Source organism: Alistipes timonensis JC136 (assembly GCF_900107675.1).
GTDB classification, from domain to species: domain Bacteria; phylum Bacteroidota; class Bacteroidia; order Bacteroidales; family Rikenellaceae; genus Alistipes; species Alistipes timonensis.
Genome location: NZ_FNRI01000003.1, coordinates 390,179 through 407,708 on the forward strand (window position 1 = coordinate 390,179; position 17,530 = coordinate 407,708).

At 58.3% G+C, this 17,530-nt stretch carries 12 protein-coding genes and 1 pseudogene; 10 read left to right on the forward strand and 3 right to left on the reverse strand.

What is annotated here, in order from left to right; translation table 11 throughout:
* Positions 1-23 precede the first annotated feature (23 nt).
* From BLU78_RS06040 to BLU78_RS06085, 10 genes are all read left to right on the forward strand, one after another.
* Complete coding sequence (locus BLU78_RS06040) at positions 24-3,134, forward strand: SusC/RagA family TonB-linked outer membrane protein (protein WP_231290798.1); 3,111 nt, start codon at positions 24-26, stop codon at positions 3,132-3,134.
* Positions 3,135-3,151: 17 nt separating this feature from the next.
* The gene (locus BLU78_RS06045; protein ID WP_010261916.1) at positions 3,152-4,795 is read left to right on the forward strand and encodes a RagB/SusD family nutrient uptake outer membrane protein; all 1,644 of its coding nucleotides are present in this window, start codon (positions 3,152-3,154) and stop codon (positions 4,793-4,795) included.
* An 18-nt stretch (positions 4,796-4,813) separates the two neighbouring features.
* Positions 4,814-5,767 carry a PKD domain-containing protein gene (locus tag BLU78_RS06050; protein WP_010261918.1) on the forward strand — a complete coding sequence of 318 codons (954 nt, stop codon included), beginning with the start codon at positions 4,814-4,816 and terminating at the stop codon, positions 5,765-5,767.
* A gap of 21 nt (positions 5,768-5,788) precedes the next feature.
* Positions 5,789-8,476, forward strand: a complete 2,688-nt coding sequence (locus tag BLU78_RS06055; protein WP_010261920.1) for a M26 family metallopeptidase — start codon at positions 5,789-5,791, stop codon at positions 8,474-8,476.
* Between the two features lie 25 nt (positions 8,477-8,501).
* A complete protein-coding gene (locus BLU78_RS06060) occupies positions 8,502-9,404 on the forward strand; it encodes a glycosyl hydrolase (protein WP_010261922.1) in 903 nt (300 codons plus the stop codon).
* A gap of 5 nt (positions 9,405-9,409) precedes the next feature.
* Positions 9,410-11,209, forward strand: a complete 1,800-nt coding sequence (locus BLU78_RS06065; protein WP_010261924.1) for a glycoside hydrolase family 2 protein — start codon at positions 9,410-9,412, stop codon at positions 11,207-11,209.
* Positions 11,209-12,453: a glycoside hydrolase family 5 protein gene (locus BLU78_RS06070; protein ID WP_010261926.1), complete on the forward strand. Its 1,245-nt coding sequence runs from the start codon at positions 11,209-11,211 to the stop codon at positions 12,451-12,453. The genes BLU78_RS06065 and BLU78_RS06070 overlap by 1 nt, the downstream gene beginning before the upstream one ends.
* A gap of 205 nt (positions 12,454-12,658) precedes the next feature.
* Positions 12,659-13,300 carry a DUF4136 domain-containing protein gene (locus BLU78_RS06075; RefSeq protein ID WP_010261928.1) on the forward strand — a complete coding sequence of 214 codons (642 nt, stop codon included), beginning with the start codon at positions 12,659-12,661 and terminating at the stop codon, positions 13,298-13,300.
* A gap of 26 nt (positions 13,301-13,326) precedes the next feature.
* Positions 13,327-13,953 (forward strand): outer membrane beta-barrel protein, encoded by a 627-nt coding sequence (locus BLU78_RS06080; protein ID WP_010261930.1) that lies wholly within the window; start codon positions 13,327-13,329, stop codon positions 13,951-13,953.
* Positions 13,954-14,217: 264 nt separating this feature from the next.
* Positions 14,218-14,997: a class I SAM-dependent methyltransferase gene (locus tag BLU78_RS06085; protein ID WP_010261932.1), complete on the forward strand. Its 780-nt coding sequence runs from the start codon at positions 14,218-14,220 to the stop codon at positions 14,995-14,997.
* 67 nt (positions 14,998-15,064) lie between these two features.
* Here the strand turns inward: BLU78_RS06085 and BLU78_RS06090 are convergent, their stop codons facing one another.
* The 3 genes and pseudogenes from BLU78_RS06090 to BLU78_RS06100 form a co-directional block, all read right to left on the reverse strand.
* Complete coding sequence (locus BLU78_RS06090; protein WP_010261934.1) at positions 15,065-16,069, reverse strand: aldo/keto reductase; 1,005 nt, start codon at positions 16,067-16,069, stop codon at positions 15,065-15,067.
* Positions 16,070-16,121: 52 nt separating this feature from the next.
* Entirely contained in the window at positions 16,122-17,204 is a 1,083-nt protein-coding gene (locus BLU78_RS06095; RefSeq protein WP_010261937.1) for an SGNH/GDSL hydrolase family protein, read from the reverse strand.
* Positions 17,201-17,530 (reverse strand): annotated as a pseudogene (locus tag BLU78_RS06100) (MFS transporter); the annotation flags it as partial. The gene BLU78_RS06095 and the pseudogene BLU78_RS06100, both read right to left, overlap by 4 nt.

The window sequence follows — 17,530 nt, forward strand, 5'->3', positions numbered from 1 at the left end:
AGCTAACCTAAAATCCAATTTCTATGAGTGAAAATCTACACGGAAGAGCCGTTCTCCCGGGGTTGCGCAGGATGCTGCTGGCTTTGGCCGGCATGTTGTTCCTGTTGCCGGGATCGGCACAGTCCCAAAGCTCTGTTTCGGGTATCGTGACGGATGCGTCGGGGGAGGGTATCGCCGGTGTGGCGGTCATTGTCAAAGGTACTACGACCGGAACTTCGACCGATATGAAGGGCGCTTATACGATCCGTGCGTCGAAGTCCGATGTGCTGGTATTCAGCTTCCTCGGATACAAAACGCAAGAGGTTGCCGTACACAACCGCATGGAGATCGACGTGCGTTTGGAGAGCGATACGCAACTGGTCGACGAGGTGGTGGTCGTGGGTTACGGCGTTCAGAAGAAGAGTCTTGTGACGGGAGCCATCTCGTCGGTCAAGGGTTCGGCCCTCGAAACGACGGGCATCATGCGGGCCGATGACGCGCTGGCCGGGAAAACAGCCGGCGTGCAGGTCGTTTCGAACTCCGGACAACCCGGATCGGACGTACAGATTTACATCCGCGGTATCGGCTCCAACGGCACGGCGACACCGATTTACATTGTCGACGGAATGGCCGTTTCGGGTATCGAGTATCTCAATCCGGGTGATATCGAATCGATCGAGGTGCTGAAAGATGCCGCTGCCTCGGCCATTTACGGAGCCCGCGGCGGCAACGGTGTCGTCCTGATCACGACGCGGCGCAGCAAGGACGGACAATGGAGCGTCAACTACGACTTTTCGTACGGTATCCAGAATATCGCCCGTAAGATCGATGTGCTGAATGCCCGCGAATACGCCATTATCCAGAACGAGGCTGCGGCCAATTCGGGCGCGACGCTTCCTTTTACTGACGAGCAGATCGCTTCCTTCCATCAGGGAACCGACTGGCAGGAGGCTATTCTCAACCGCAATGCGGGCGTACAGCGCCACAACGTGCGCGTATCGGCCGGTACTGCCCGTTCGTCGTTCAACGGGTCGGCCGCGTACCTGAATCAGGACGGCATCCTGGCCAAGGGCAAGTCGAATTTCAAACGCTATACGATCAATCTTGCTGCCGAACACAAATTGCTGCGCAATGATGCACTGACGGTCGGCGAGAATGTCGTGGTGAGCCATGTCAAAAAACAGTCCGTGACGCAGAACTCCTCGACGGCCGGACCGCTGGTCGGAGCCCTGAGCATGGACCCGCTCACCCCGGTTTACGATCCCTACCAGACCGATGAGCTCTACGGTGGGTTCGGTGTCTCGAAATACGTGTCGCAGGAGGTCGTGAATCCCGTGGCGCGCATCCATTATTCAAACGGGCGTACGCTTTATACCACGATGAAAGGAAGCGTTTTCGCAGAACTCAAATTCCTGAAGGACTTCCGTCTCCGGGGTTCGGCCGGCGCCGACATCACCTGGACCGACGGATTCGGCTATACCCCGATGTATAAACTCAACTCGACGACCGGAAACACATCGGCTAACGGCGCCTCGCAGAGCTACGACCAGAACCGCCGCTTCAATTACGAAGGCTATCTCACCTGGGGGCATACCTATGACGAACGGCATGAAGTGTCGGCCATGCTCGGCGCTTCGCTGCTTCAGCGCAGCACCCTTTCGCTGAGTGCCAGCCGTAACGACCTGAAAATCGATGACGAGGAGCACGCTTATATCTCGATGGCGACCAATTCGTCGGCTTCGGCCAGCGGTGGTCCGGGCAACCCATCGGCTATCGTATCGTTCTTCGGCCGCGTCAACTACGCTTACGACAACCGTTACATGATGACGGCTACCGTTCGCCGTGACGGTTCGTCGCGTTTCGGGCCTAACAATCGTTTCGGTACATTTCCTTCGGTATCTGTGGGCTGGAATGTCGCCAACGAAAGTTTTCTGCGCGACGTGCGTTGGCTCGACGCGCTGAAACTCCGAGCTTCGTGGGGACAGAACGGTAACGAGAATATCGGTGATTTCGCCTATCTGGCAACCATTTCGACCTATGGCCTCGGCTATTCTTTCGGGGCGCAGGATGTGAACGGGAATCTTGCGGTGGGTGCGGCCCCGACCAAATTGGCCAATCCCGACCTGAGGTGGGAGACCTCCGAACAGACGGACCTCGGTCTCGACGTGCGGCTTTTCGGCTGCCTCGGGCTTACGTTCGATTATTATGTCAAAAAGACCAAGGACCTGCTCGTCACGATACCCATTCCGCTGATGTTGGGAAACTCGTTCCCGACGGCCAATGCCGGCAATGTGAAGAACTCGGGTGTCGAGTTCGCCGTGGATTTCCAGCGCCAGTTCGGCAAATGGAATATCGCCGTGAACGGCAACATCTCCTATAATAAAAATAGAGTCACCTATGTCGGAACCGATACCGGGTACGTTACGGGTGCGACCGTGCAGGGTATTACGGGTGCCGTAACCCGCATGGAGGCCGGACACGCCATGTCGTATTTTTGGGGCTATAAGACGCTGGGCATCTTCCAGAATCAGGATGAGATCGATGCGTGGGTCAACTCCAAAGGCGTGCAGATCCAGCCTGACGCCCGCCCCGGCGATTTCCGGTATCAGGACACGGATGATAACGGCACGATCGACGACAACGACCGTGTGGATTTGGGCAATCCTTTCCCGACGGTTACTTTTGGTTTGAATATCAACGTCAGCGCCTATGGATTCGACCTGGGCATCACCTCGGCGGGACAGGCCGGTAACAAGATTTTCAGCGTACTGCGTCGTCCCGACCTGACGATGAGCAACTACGGAGCCTGGGTGCTCGACCGCTGGCACGGCGAAGGAACGTCGAATTCGGTTCCCCGCGTAGCCTCCTCCGATACGAACCTCAACTGGACGCGCCCGTCTGATTTCTACCTCAAAGACGGGGATTTCTGGCGTATTCGCAACATCACGCTCGGCTATACGGTCAATATTCCCGAGAAGTACTACCTGCGCAAAGTGCGTGTCTTCGCATCGGTCGACAATGCCTTTACATTCACGAAGTACGACGGTTACGATCCCGAAGTGGGTAATGGCGGATCGATCCTCGGATCGGGCATCGACCGGGGTGTTTATCCCCGTCCGCGCACCGTGTCAGTCGGCCTGAATCTCACCTTCTAACCTGAAAAACAAGCGTTATGAAACATATTAAAATTTATTCGATCGCCGCCGCAGGCCTGATGTGCCTGGGAGGTCCGGCCTGCAACTCGCTGCTCGACCTCACCCCGCCGATGAACGATGTGGAGGATAATTTCTACAAGAAGGAGACCGACATGTATCAGTCGCTCACTTCGGCCTACAACGTGCTGACATGGAGTGCCCCGAAAGCCGTCGGCGGCGGTGCGCAGAACTGCGCGTTCGAGGTGGTCAGCGAAATTCTCGGCGACTGCTGCTACGCCGGAGGCGCCAATGCCAACGACGCCGTGCAGACCAGCCGTCTCGACCGCTTCACGATGCTGGTTTCGGACCTCTATCCCGAGGCCCTGTGGCACAAGTACTACACCGGCATCTACCGCTGCAACAAGTTTTTCGAGAAGATCGACGGCGCCGTGTTCAACGATGAAGACTTGCGTGCGATGTATAAGGCCGAAGGACATTTCCTGCGCGCTTACTACTATTTCGATCTTGTACGCCTGTTCGGCAATGTGCCGCTGATCCTTAAACCGCTCACTCCGGCCGACTATGCCCAGAAGCAGGCCGAGCCGGCGGTCATCTACGAGCAGATTGCCGACGACCTGATGGCGGCGATCGAAATGACGCGTGCCGACGGCTCTCCTGCGATGGCCGAAGCTGCCAACCGATTCGACGCTGCGGACAAGGGCCGCGCCACGCTCGATGCCGCCAAAGCGCTGCTTTGCCGCGTATGGCTCTACTATACGGGATACTACGGCCAGCAGGAGTTGCCCGGGGTGTCCGCGGCGGAGATGATCCGCATGATCGAGGAGGTGGCCGACAGCGGCAACTATTCGTTCCTGGCCAATGCCTATGCGAAAGATGCGGCCAGCGGCGTCTCCCCGCTCTGGAACGTCTCGAACAAGAATAGTTCGGAAGAGGTCTTCACCATTCAGTATTCGGCGCTCTCGAAGTGGGGTGACTGGAGTAACCGCGAAGGTTGCATGGGCAATCAGGCCGTAATCCTGTGGGGTATCCGCGACATAGGTTCGCCCTATGCCGCCGGTTGGTCGTTCGCTCCGGTGGCTGAGCGCCTCTTCAATGCCTATGATCCCGCCGATCCGCGGCGCTGGGCGACGCTTATCAATGCCAATGCCGCCGAGGGCGATAACGACGGCGAAGGACTGAAGTACACGGAAGGATTCCAGAATACGGGCTATTTCTGTCGCAAGTTCACGCCGCTGACGGCCAACAATGCCTCGTCGGGTTCGCGTGAGCTGAACTATCCGAACAATTATCCCTCGATCCGCTGGACGGACGTGCTGCTGATGGCTGCCGAAATGGAGTTCCGCTATGGCTCGCAGAGCAAGGCGTTCGAGTATTACGCCAAGGTGCGCGAGCGTGCGCTGGGGGCCGGATCGGCCGGCAATGCCGGAGAGTTGACGCTGAATAAGATTCTCGATGAACGCCTGCTCGAACTGGCTCTCGAAGGGCACCGTTACTGGGACATCCTGCGTCAGGGCGACACCTATGCCGCCAACGTGCTGACCAATGGCGAGGAGGGCGAATTCGCCGTTACGTGGAACAAAACGCGCCGCGGCCTGCTGCCGATCCCGCAGTACGAGATCACGCAGTCGCGCAATTCGCTGGTACAGAATCCCGGCTACTAACCATCAAAACGAACTTTTATGAAAAAGATAATCAGTATACTGACCATCGCGCTCGCGGCCGTGGGGTGCACGATCGACGAGCGTCCTGAACTGCCCGACGGACGTGTCTCCGACCTGAAGATCGTCGTGACGCCGGGCGAGGTGCAGAACACCTACCTGCTGCGCACGAACCGCACCGACGTGATCGGGTTCTGGGACCTCGGTAACGGCAATACGGCCTCGGGAGTCAATTCGGTAACGGCCGAATATCCTTTCCCGGGCGATTATACGATCTCGCTGAAGGCCTACGGCGACAATGGCCGGACGAACGACGTTTCGGTGAAACTCTCCGTGACGACGGAAAACCTTTTCCTGCTGAACGACCCGATGTACACCTACATTGCCGGGGAGATCGGCGGAGCGGGTAAGACCTGGATGCTCGATGCCGAACGGCAGGACCATATCGGCCTGTTCAATCCCGAGAACATCAGCGACCGCTGGTGGGGCGTCAGCCCGAACGGAAAGGCCGGCTGCGAGGTTTACGACGACGAGGCGACATTCATCCTCAACAGCGAACACGGGCAGGCATACAACTACGTGAACAACGGCAAGAGCTCGACGCTGAACAACATGACGCCCGCCATGGAGCTTTACAACGACGGGGCATGGAGTGCGACGGCCTATAACCTGGCTCCGACGAACGACTACATCGTCACCTGTACGCCGCCTTCAAACATGGGCTGGAGCCTTTCGCAGACGGGAGGACGCTATTACATCTCTTTCCCGCCGACCAATGCCGGTCACGGCGGTTACCTCTTCTATTTCTGCGGCTGGAATACGCAGTATGAGGTTCGGGCCATCTCGGAGACCCATATGAAGGTCCTCATGTGGTCGACCATCGACGGCAAACTGTCGCTGCGCCAGCTGTTGCTGCGAACCAAGGAGACCGAGTCGAACAACGATCCGATCGAATGGATCTGGTCGAAGGATTAACCCGCAAAACCGAATGCCATTATGAAAAAACTGCTTTATATCCTTTGTGCCGTCGTACTGGCCGCGGGATGTTCGGACGACGACACTGCGTCCTACTACCTCGACGAGCTGGTTATCGACACGGCCAACTGCCTCGCTGAAGGCAGCTACGTGCAGGGTGTCGAAGCGAACGACCTCTGCCGCATAAAGATTCCTTACGAGAACGCCAAGGGCGGCACGGCACGCATCAGTGCTCCTGAAACCAACGGCCTGCGCATCGACGCGCAGGAGGTAGCGCTCGTGTCGGGTGCGGGTGAAGCGACGGTCGTCGTCAAAGGCACACCCCTGCTGCTCGAAACTTCGTTCCTGCAGCTCAACATCGAGTACCGGGCCAAAACCTACCTTTCGAGCGTCGAGATCGCCGTGCTGGAAGACGTGGATCCCTCGGGATCGATCGAATTCGAGATCGACCAGACGCCGCTTGCCGGGCTGACTGCTCCCAAGACCATTGCCTTCACCGTCAGCCCGACGATGGCCGCGATTGTCGAATCGGGAACGACACCCGACGGACTGCGCGTCAACGTCATTTCGGATCCCGCCACCGGCGAGGGAAGCGTCACGCTGACCCCTGCCGCCAATTTCCTCGGCGGCGAGGTGGAACTGACCGCCTCGTTCGGCGCCCGTGCACCGCAGGTGCGCAAAATCCGCGTCAGCGCTTTCGCCGCCGGTGAAGGTACGGCCGACGCTCCCTATGAGATTACCTCTGCCGCAGAACTCGAAAAGATCGGCTACGGTTTCGATAAGGCTTTCCGCCTCACTTCGGATATCGTTCTCGACAATAACTGGACGCCCGTCGGCACCGAGGCGCAGCCTTTCTCGGGTTCGCTCGACGGCAACGGCCGCAAGGTCACGCTGGCGCTCGACCGTCCGACGGAGGATTATGTCGCCCTTTTCGCCCGTGTCGGTGCGGGTGCCGAGGTCACGAACCTGACGCTCGACGGCAGTGTCACGGGCCGTAATTACGTTTCGGCGCTGGCGGCCGCCAGCGAAGCATCGCTCTCGGCTGATGTTGCGGCGGTCACGGTCAAAGGTGAAAATTTCGTTGCCGCAGCAGTCGCTTCGGGTGCGGGCAGGGATGCCCGGGTGATCGAGTTCGGTACGGTCCCCGCAGCCGTGAATATCACGATGGGCACGGATTCGGCCACCGAGTCGCTGGGACTCGTGACCAAGGGCGCGACGGTGACTTTCGATCCGGGTACGACCGGCACGTCGTGGAGTTATGACGATGCTTCGGGGAATTTCACCGTCACCAAAGAGGACGATTTCTCCGGCGGCGACGTTACGTTCCGCGTGGCGCTCGGTGACCGGGTGACTTCGACGGTGCACACCATTGCGGTTTCGTCGAAAAATATGTACGAAAGCGGTTCGGGCCTCGAGGGCGATCCTTACGTGGTGGTCGATGCCGATCAGTTCACTGCGACGCTGCACACCTATCCTGCGGCTCATGTGAAACTGACGGAGGACATCGCCGTTTCGAACTGGGAGACTATTCCTGCGTTCTCGGGCTCGCTCGACGGCGGCGGACATACGGTCGGAGGGCTGACGGCTCCTTTCGTTGCGACACTTACGGGTACGGTTGAGAACGTGAAATTCTCCGGTGTGAATATCGCTGCCGGCAAGAGTGCCTGCGGGGCCGTGGCCAATCTGCTCGACGGACATGTCGAAGGAGTGGCCGTGACGGGTACGCTGTCGGCGGAGTCGGGAGCGTCGTCAGGCGATACGGGCTTCGGAGCCATTGCCGGTCAGGCGCAGGGTTCGTCCGTCATCGATAACTGTTATGTGAATGTCACAATGACCACCAATTCGAATTTCGCAACCGGAGGTCTGGTCGGTGTCATTAAGGGTACGAACGGCGTTACGATGTCCAATTCAACGGTCGAAGGTTCGATTTCCGGTTCGATTTCCGGCACGAAGCTGGGCGGTATCCTGGGGCGCAAAACCAATACGAACCAAAATTCGAAAGATATTATTAAGGGATGTCTGGTGACTGCCGAAGTGAAGATGACCGGCGAGGGTTCGAATATGATCGGCGGTATTTTCGGCGCTTTGCAGGGAGCAACCGTCAGCGGCGATTACGTCGGCGGTATCACCATTGAGAAGAGTGCCTTTACGGGAAGCGTCAGCGGTGGGAATGCCGTGGGCGGCATCGGCGGCGTATGTTGTTCGGTCCGCGACTGCTATGTCGGCGGATCGGTGCAGGCGATCAGCGTGTCATCTTCCAGTACGGCTGCCGCAGCCGGAATCTCGGCTGCCGTCAAGGGTGACGTTGAGCGCTGCGTGGTCTACGGGGCGCGTGTGACGGGAGGTCCGAAGGGCTCTTCCTATACGGCCGGTATCGTGAACGTAAAGAATGGCAATGCTCCGAAGGCAACCGGCTGCGCCGTGATCGCTACTACGATTCAGACCGGCGGGTTTGCCATTTACGGTACGGCGTCGGGCGATATTACCGCTACGTCCAATTACCGTTGGAATGTCTCCTATGCCGATGCGGCGGCTTATGTTGCGCTGGATACCGATACTTATGGTCAGGACGGTATCGAGCAGGAACCGACACAGGCGTTGTTCGAAAGTCTCGGCTACGACTTCACGTCGGTGTGGACCTGGGACGCTGCGGCATCGGCTCCGAAACTGCAGAAAACCGGTTGTGACGATGCTGTGAAGATCAACTAATTAACCGTGAATAAGAAGATTGATTATGAAAAAGATACTCTTTATCCTCGTTGCTCTGGTGTGCGCCGTTACGGCGTGCACCAAAGAGCAACTGATCTCGGACCTGCCCGAGGACATCAACAAACCCGAAGGCGGAACGACGGGGGCCACGAAGGCCAAACGCGGCGTTTGCCAAAGTACGAACACGCTGGATTTCGGACAAAAGCTCGTCGATCTGAAAGCCAACTGGTATTATACCTGGGGGCTCGATCCCAGCAATACGGTCGAGGGCGCGGAGTTCGTGCCGATGTTCTGGGGCGCTTCGTCGGTCACCAAGGATAACTGCGACAAGATCAACAAGCTCTACGAAGAGGGCCGGGTTTTCTACGTGTTGGGATTCAACGAACCCGATCTGAAGGAGGAGTCGAACATGAGTGTCGCCGACGCTCTCGAAAAGTGGGAATTTCTTTGCCAAAACCTCGACAGCCGCATCAAACTCGTGAGTCCGGCCCCGTCGTATCCCACGCGGGCATGGCTCGATGAGTTTATGGCCGGGGTTGCGCAGCGGGGATTGCGCTGCGACTATGTCGCCGTACACATGTATGCAGGCATCGGGACCCAGAATTATCAGTCGGTGATCCGCGATGTTTACAATAAATTCGGCAAGAAAATCTGGATCACCGAGTTTGCGCCGCGCGACGACAATGCCAAGAACAACGGCTACAACAGCTATACCGAGAGCCGCGTACTCGATCAGATGAAGGTGCTGTTGCCGGCTTACCAGGGAATGAACGAGGTGTTCCGCTACTCGTGGTTCGGATGTGCTTCGCCGACGATGATCGGCCTGATCACCTCGCGCTTCTTCGGCGACGACGAGCAGATCACCTCGCTGGGCGAATATTACGCCACGCTCGAACCCAACGAAAAAATACAGCTTAAGAATCGATAGATCGCATGAAAAAAATACTGATCCTGGCAGCCCTGCTATCGGCCTCTTTTTCCTACGGGCAGCGCACCGAAGGGCTCGACCCGCTGATCCAGAACGTCTACGGACGTGAAATCCAGTCGTTGAACGGATACTGGAACTATTTTGCCGATCCGCTCGAAACCGGTTATTACGACTACCGTCGCCGGCCCGATCCCAACGGATTTTTCAAAGACAAGCAGGTGGACAACGTTACTACGTGGAAAGAATACGACTTCGACCTTTCGCCCGTGATGGCCGTTCCCGGCGACTGGAACACGCAGGTATACCAGCTTTTCCACTACGAGGGGATGGTCTGGATGCGCCACAAATTTCCGGCTGTCCGGGAGGCCGGAAAACGGAACTATCTCTATTTCGGAGCTTCGAACTACCTCACCCATGTCTTTCTGAACGGGGAGCATGTCGGCGACCATGAAGGCGGTTATACGCCGTTCAATTTCGATGTGACGGACCTGCTTCGCGACGGGGAGAACACGCTGGTGGTCGCTGTGGACAACAAGCGGCTGCCCGAACGGGTGCCGACCATCATCTGTGACTGGTTCAATTACGGCGGCGTTACGCGCGACGTGATGCTGGTGTCTGTTCCCGAGCGTTTTGTCGAGAGTTATACCGTACGGCTGAAACCCGGTACGGTCGATACCGTCGAGGCTTTCGTGCGCATGAACCGCAAACAGGCCGGACAACGTGTCGGACTCGCCATCCCCGAGCTGAAGATCGACCTGCAGGGAACGACCGACGCCGACGGCATCGCGCGGTTTGAGAAACGCGCGCGGATCGGCCTCTGGTCGCCCGAATCCCCTAAACTCTATGCCGTTGAGATTGCATCGGACGATGACCGGGTGGAGGATGAGATCGGATTCCGCACCATCGAGACCCGCGGTCGTGAAATACTGCTTAATGGAAAACCGATCTTCCTGCGCGGCATTTCGATCCACGAAGAGGCGGCATTCCGCAACGGGCGTATCGCCAAGGTCGAGGAGGACCGCACGCTGCTCAATTGGGCCAGGGAACTGGGGTGCAATTACGTCCGTCTGGCCCACTATCCGCACAACGAACAGATGGTGCGCGAAGCCGAACGAATGGGACTGCTGGTGTGGAGCGAGATCCCGGTTTACTGGACGATCCTCTGGGAGCGCGAGGATGTTTATGCCAATGCCCTGAACCAATTGGACGAGATGATCGAGCGCGACCAGAACCGCTGCAACGTCATTATATGGTCGATCGCCAACGAGACGCCCCACGGCGACGCCCGCGACCGGTTTCTGTCGTCGCTGGCCGCCTATGCCCGTGAAAAGGATCCCACGCGCCTGATCTCGATGGCCATGGAGCGTAACGATAAAAGTCCCGAGGTGCTCTCCGTGCAGGATAACATGAACAAATATGTCGACATCATCAGCCTGAACGAGTATGTGGGCTGGTACGACGGGACCAATGAAAAGATCGACCGCGTGCGCTGGGAGATCGACTACGAGAAACCGGTCATGATCTCGGAGTTCGGCGGCGGCGCCCCTTACGGCAGGCACGGTGAAGCCACGGAGATATGGACCGAGGAGTATCAGGCCGACCTCTATCGCAAGACGCTGCGGATGATCGAGGAGCGGATGCCGCCGGTATCGGGCATTTCGCCCTGGGTGCTCAAGGATTTCCGCTCGGCACGCCGGCTGCTGCCGCAGACGCAGGACGGGTTCAACCGCAAGGGGGTTATCTCCGACCGCGGGGAACGCAAACAAGCATTTTACGTACTTCAGGACTATTACAAAACGAAATAATGACTGCTATTCTCAAACACCTCACCCTCTCTCTTGCCGTGCTGTGCTGTGCGGCATGCGCCGACCGGGCCGACGGGCCGACGGATTTCATACGTACCGACGGTGTGAATCTGGTCGACGGAAACGGGGAGCGCTTCGAAATCCGGGGCACGAACCTCGGGCATTGGCTCAATCCGGAGGGATACCTCTTTCAGTTTCCCAAGAGCGCCAATTCGCCGCACCGCATCCATGAAGGGCTGTGCCAGCTGGTCGGCCCTGCCTATATGGAGCGTTTCTGGCGTACGTTTCGCGAGAATTACATCACACGCGAAGATATCGATTACATCGCTTCGACCGGAGCTACGACCGTGCGGCTGCCGTTCCATTACAAGCTCTTCACCGGGGAGGAGTATCTCGGGCTGCATGATCCCGAGGAGGGATTTGCCCTCGTGGACCGCGTTGTAGAGTGGTGTCGTGACGCCGGGTTGCGGTTGATTCTCGATATGCACGACTGTCCGGGCGGGCAGACCGGCGACAACATCGACGATTCGTACGGTTATCCGTGGCTGTTCCGCAGTCCGGAGATGCAGGAACGGTTCATCGCCGTCTGGCGCGGCATTGCGGCCCGTTATGCGGATGAACCCACGATCCTCGGCTATGACCTGATGAACGAGCCGATCGCCCACTATTTCGAAGACAAGGAGGAGTTGAACGCCGAACTCCAGCCGTTGATGATCCGTGCGGCGAAAGCCATTCGCGAGGTGGACCCCCGTCACATCCTGATTCTCGCCGGGGCGCAGTGGAACACGAACTTCAAAGTTTATGACAATTGGACTTTCGACGACAATCTGGTTTTCACGTGCCACATTTACAAGTGTCCCCCTTCGGTCAATTCGCTCAAAGGCTTCGCGGCGTTCCGCGACAAGTCGCAATGCCCGATGTATATGGGCGAAACCGGCGAGAATACCGACGAGTGGGTCGGGAATTTCCGCAAGGCGCTCGACGAGATGAACATCGGGTGGACTTTCTGGACTTACAAGCGGCTCGACGCCCAGCGATCGTTCGTGAGCGTGCCGATGCCCGAAGGCTGGCAGAAGATTTGCGACTTTCTGGCAGCCGACCGCTCCGAGTACGGGCTCATCCGTGAGGCTCGTCCCGATCAGTCCGAGATACGCCGCATCCTCGATATTTACCTCGAGAACTGCAAATTTGCGAACTGCCGCCCGAATGACGGCTATGTGGCTGCCCTGGGGCTGAACCCATAATCGTAACTTTGGAATAACATACTGATACTTAGCTGGAGAAAGCGCTCCGGAATCTTCGAATGATTCCGGGCGCTTTTTTTGTTATGCGGCAGAGGGAAAACGGTTTCTTTATACACAATTCGGGCTCTGTTCCGGGAAACCCTCGCGCGAGGAACGGAATTTGAAACGATGGTCGGGACAGCAAACCAAAAAAATTTAAACAACCATGAACGTCAAAAAATTACGTTACTTTGCGTTCGCACTCATTGCAGTTGCGTTCTGCGCGTGTCAGAAGGAGCCTTCGACGTCGGACCTTCACCGGGATTATCTGGTCTACACCGCCCACGACACCGACACCGATTTCGCCGCCATCGACACTTACTATGTTCCCGACAGCATCCTGGTGATCGGGAACAGCGACAAGACCGAATACTGGAAAGATGCCGACGCCCTGGAGATCATCGGCACGGTGGTCGACAACATGAACAGCGCGGGTTATACGCGTACCGACGACAAGGATGCCGCCAACGTGGGCATTCAGCTCAGCTACGTCGAGAAAGTGACCTACTTCGTCGGCTATGACTATCCCTACTGGTGGTGGTACTACCCCTACTACTGGGCGCCCGGATACTGGGGCGACTGGGTTGGCTGGCACTACCCTTATAGCGTCTATTACGGATATACGGCCGGTTCGCTGCTGCTGGAAATGCTGGACCTCGAGGCCGATCAGGAGACCGGCAAGAAACTGCCCGTCGTGTGGGACAGCTTCATCGGCGGTCTGCTGACTTCCGATGCGGAACTCAACCAGCAGCGCACGATCGCCGGCGTCGAGCAGGCATTCGAGCAGTCGCCTTATCTGGCAAAATAGTTTAACAGCAAAAAAATCGTCCGATTATGAAAACATCGAAATACCTCAAAACCATCGCTATCTGCGCCGTTATGCTCGCCGCGGCCCTGCCGGGCAAGGCGCAGGTATTCCCCAACACCTACATCAATGTCGACTGGCAGGTGGGCGTGCCTCTGGGCGCCGATTTCGCCGACAAGACCTCGGGCTGGGGCATGAACTTCGAAGGCGGCTACTTCGTGACGCCGGCTATCACCGTGGGTCCGTTCATCTCCTACCAGACCAACCTGCAAAGCATTTCGCGCCAGACGCTCGACCTGGGCGACGGCTCGGCGCTGACCACCAACCAGAAACACGCCCTGTTTCAACTGCCGTTCGGCGTTACGGGACGTTACAACTGGCTTACGGACAGTGTATTCCAACCCTATGCCGGACTGAAGCTGGGTGCCAGCTACGCTGAAATGTCGTCTTACTACTACGTCATCAAACAGTACACCGACACGTGGGGATTCTTCGTTTCGCCGGAAATCGGCGTGTCGATCTTCCCGCGTCCCGACTATCGTTTGGGCTTCCACGTGGCGCTCTATTACAGCTACGCCACCAACAGCGGCGATGTGCTGACCTACTCGATCAACAACATCAACAATTTCGGTATACGCGTCGGTATTTCGTTCTGACGCCCATCGGGTGACGCCTCACCGGAAACGCCGGACCTTCCTCGGAGGGTTCGGCGTTTTCATGCGTCCGGATTTGGCGGTTCCGTTTTAAAGACCTATCTTGCGGGACCAAAACCATTGGATGTTTAAAAAGGATTCGGCATCGTAGGAGTCCATGCCGTAAATGGATTCCGTTTTTTCTGCACATCCGGACAAGTCTGTCCGGCAGTATTTTTATATACCCTATTTCAGCCGTCCGACAGGACGGTCAAAACATCCAGAACCATGAACAAAGAAAATAAAGAACCGATTTTCGAATTCGATTTCAACCTTATCGCCGACTTTTTCCGCGCCCTCGACCGGCAGGGTCCCGGCGGCGACGAACAAACCCTCCGGGCCCTGGAGTTCCTCCCCGCGACCGGTCCCGGACTCCGCATCGCTGACATCGGCTGCGGCACGGGACGGCAGACCGAAGTGCTCGCCCGGCACCTCGACGGCACGATCACGGCCGTAGACCTGCTGCCCGCGATGATCGAGGGGCTCCGCGCCCGGATGAAACGCATGGGATTGGGCGACCGGGTCACGGCGCTCGTCGGGTCGATGGACGAACTGGCCTTCGGCGACGAAGAGCTGGACCTCATCTGGGCCGAAGGGTCGATCTACAACATCGGTTTCGAACGGGGGCTCACCGAATGGCGGCGGTTTCTCAAACCCGGGGGCGTGATCGCCGTCACCGAGTGCTCGTGGCTCGCGCCCTCGCGGCTTCCGGAGACGGCGTACATCCGGGAGAATTTCCCGGACATCGACACCCCTGCGGCCAAGGTGCGCATGCTCGAAAAGGCCGGTTATGTGCCGCTGGCGCATTTCGTGCTGCCGCAGCACTGCTGGACGCAGAATTATTTCGCCGCGGTGGCCGCGCGCATCCCCGATTTCCTGGAAGAGCAGGGCCACAGCCCGGCAGCGGTCCGAATGGCCACGCTGATGCGGGAGGAGATCGAACACTACCGCGCCCACGGAACGGATTATGGATACGTTTTCTATATCGGGCAGAAACCCGAAAAGTAATCCTGCCGTCGTAACGTGAAGAGGTCCGCTTTCATCGGAAAGCGGACCTCTCTGTTTCATTCCGGGATCATCCCCGCGACAGAGCGTCTATCTCGGTCAGTTCTTCGCTGGAAAAAGACGTGTTTTCCAGCGCCCGCAGGTTGTCCGCAATCTGGGCCGTCGAGCTGGCCCCGATGATGACCGACGTGACGCGCTTGTCGGACAACAGCCATGCCAACGCCATCTCAGCCAATGTCTGGCCGCGTCGGCGGGCCAGGTCGTTCAGCCCCCGGATGCGGGCCAGCATGGCGTCGGTCAGCACGTCGCTCCGCAGCGAGCGGCCCTCGGCCATGCGCGAATCCTGCGGAATGCCGTTGAGGTAACGCCCCGTCAGTAGTCCCTGCGCCAGCGGCGAGAAGGCCACGAATCCCGAGCCCGATTCGGCGGCCAGCGACAGCACCCCCGACGTTTCGGGTTCGCGGTTGAACAGGTTGTATTTGTCCTGGAAAAGCAGGCACGGCACGTCGCGCTCGGCCAGGTAACGGAACGCGAAACGCTCCGCTTCGAGCGGGTAGCGCGACAACCCGGCGTAGAGTGCCTTGCCGCTGCGGACGATGTCGACCAATGCCTGAAGCGTCTCTTCGAGCGGCGTTTCGGGGTCGTAGCGGTGCGAATAGAAAACGTCCGCATAATCGAGTTTCATGCGCCGGAGGCTCTGGTCGAGGCTTGCCATGAGGTATTTGCGCGAACCCCAGTTGCCGTAGGGCCCCGGCCACATGTCGTATCCGGCCTTGGTGGCGATGAACATTTCGTCGCGGTAGGGGCGGAACGAACGTTCCATCAGGCGTCCGAAATTCTCCTCGGCGGTTCCGTAGGCCGGGCCGTAGTTGTTCGCCAGGTCGAAGTACACGATCCCGTGGTCGAAGGCGTAGTGGGCCATCTCCTGCACGTTGGAGAAGGTCTGCTCGCTGCCGAAATTGTGCCACATGCCCAGCGACAGGGCCGGCAGTTGTACGCCGCTGCGTCCGGCGCGGCGGAAAATCATGCCGTTCTCGTAACGCGACGGCGACGGCTGGTAAACGGGTTCGATCATAACTGTCCGATTTCAGGTTTCAAGACAAAGATACGATTTTTTTGCCGCGGTTCTATTCGATGCCGTATTTCCGGAGTATGCGGGTGATTCGGGGCGTAAGCGTGTTCAGCATCCGTTCGAACCCGAGGTCCGTGGGGTGTACGCCGTCGACGGTCGCCTCGTGGTCGTCTCCCAAATCCATGCCGGGATTGATGAACCAGATGTTTTTGTCCGTTTCGAGGATTTTCTCCATCCCTTTCCGGGCAGCTTCCCGCTTGGCGTCTTCGAAAGCCCGTTTTTTCAGGTCGAAGTTTCCGCTTTCGCGCACCTCCGTCTGGAGGAAGATCAGCGGCGTCGTGGGATGGCTTTCGCGGATGCGCCGGACGAACCCTTCCAGCCGCTCGTCGATCTGTTGGGCCGACGGGTTCGAAAAGGTGTCGAACAGAAAGGCGTCGGCCCGGGTCTCCGCGGCGATGCGTGCGAAGAACGTATCGAGCTTGCACTGTCCGCTGGCCCCGAGGTTGATGAACCCGAATCCCAGAGTGCGGCCCAGGCGTGCGGTGTAGGTCATTCCCGGACGGCTTGCCGAGGTGCCGTGCGTGATGCTCGACCCGATCACCACGATCCGGTGGCGGAAGGGGTCGGGAGCGGCTTCCAACAGCGCCCCTTCGTCGGTTCCGATTTCGAGGCCGGCGATCTCGTCGTACAGCGGGAGGTATAACAGACACTCCTTCATCGTCGTATTCATGTGCTCGACAATGGGGGCTTCGTGCTGCGTCCCGGATTTGTTCGGCACCCCGACCCCGGCGAACACCCATTTGCCGTCGCGGCGGATATAGAGGTCGAGTCCGCGCTGGGCGATGAGCGTCGAGTTGGCTCCGGGGAGTTTGTTGACGGTCGTCCACCGGGCGCGGATGTTGCGGCTGTCGGTGCGGAACACCACGGCCAGCCCCGTGGAGTAGCGGTAATATCGCGTGACCGTCGGGGTCAGCTCGGGGTAACGGGCTACGTCTATGCGCTGAAACGCCGGGCCGCCCGGCTGGGCTTTGTTGACGATCGTGAGATTTGCCGCATCCGTGTATTTTACCGGAGCGTTTTCTGCGGCGGCCATTGCCGGCATCAGCAGGCAAAGGAGCAGGTATATCAGTCTTTTCATGCTTCTGTATTTTGTTTTCGGTTCAGCAGGGGCAGTATGAACGATATCACAGACGCCGCGATCCAGAAGAATGCGACGGGTCCGAAGTCGTAGTGCCTGGCTCCGTCAGCCGTTACCGATATGTTCGCATCGATAAGCCATCCTGAGGCCACGTCCTGAATTCCTGCGGCACAGTAGGACGCCATTCCGACGATTCCCAGTGCGGCTCCCGTCGCCTTCCGGGGCACGATATCCACGGCCATCAGCCCTCCGAGGAAGCAGATCAGCACGCCGATGGCTATTCCGAACAGCACCATCGAGAGTACGTTCACCCACATGGCATCTCC

Excerpts from the sequence above, each read along its gene's own strand:
- BLU78_RS06090 (WP_010261934.1), bottom strand. The coding sequence starts at position 16,069 with ATGATCGAACCCGTTTACCAGCCGTCGCCGTCGCGTTACGAGAACGGC.
- BLU78_RS06080 (WP_010261930.1), top strand. The coding sequence starts at position 13,327 with ATGAAAACATCGAAATACCTCAAAACCATCGCTATCTGCGCCGTTATG.
- BLU78_RS06085 (WP_010261932.1), top strand. The coding sequence starts at position 14,218 with ATGAACAAAGAAAATAAAGAACCGATTTTCGAATTCGATTTCAACCTT.
- BLU78_RS06065 (WP_010261924.1), top strand. The coding sequence starts at position 9,410 with ATGAAAAAAATACTGATCCTGGCAGCCCTGCTATCGGCCTCTTTTTCC.
- BLU78_RS06060 (WP_010261922.1), top strand. The coding sequence starts at position 8,502 with ATGAAAAAGATACTCTTTATCCTCGTTGCTCTGGTGTGCGCCGTTACG.
- BLU78_RS06070 (WP_010261926.1), top strand. The coding sequence starts at position 11,209 with ATGACTGCTATTCTCAAACACCTCACCCTCTCTCTTGCCGTGCTGTGC.
- BLU78_RS06055 (WP_010261920.1), top strand. The coding sequence starts at position 5,789 with ATGAAAAAACTGCTTTATATCCTTTGTGCCGTCGTACTGGCCGCGGGA.
- BLU78_RS06095 (WP_010261937.1), bottom strand. The coding sequence starts at position 17,204 with ATGAAAAGACTGATATACCTGCTCCTTTGCCTGCTGATGCCGGCAATG.
- BLU78_RS06050 (WP_010261918.1), top strand. The coding sequence starts at position 4,814 with ATGAAAAAGATAATCAGTATACTGACCATCGCGCTCGCGGCCGTGGGG.
- BLU78_RS06075 (WP_010261928.1), top strand. The coding sequence starts at position 12,659 with ATGAACGTCAAAAAATTACGTTACTTTGCGTTCGCACTCATTGCAGTT.
- BLU78_RS06045 (WP_010261916.1), top strand. The coding sequence starts at position 3,152 with ATGAAACATATTAAAATTTATTCGATCGCCGCCGCAGGCCTGATGTGC.
- BLU78_RS06040 (WP_231290798.1), top strand. The coding sequence starts at position 24 with ATGAGTGAAAATCTACACGGAAGAGCCGTTCTCCCGGGGTTGCGCAGG.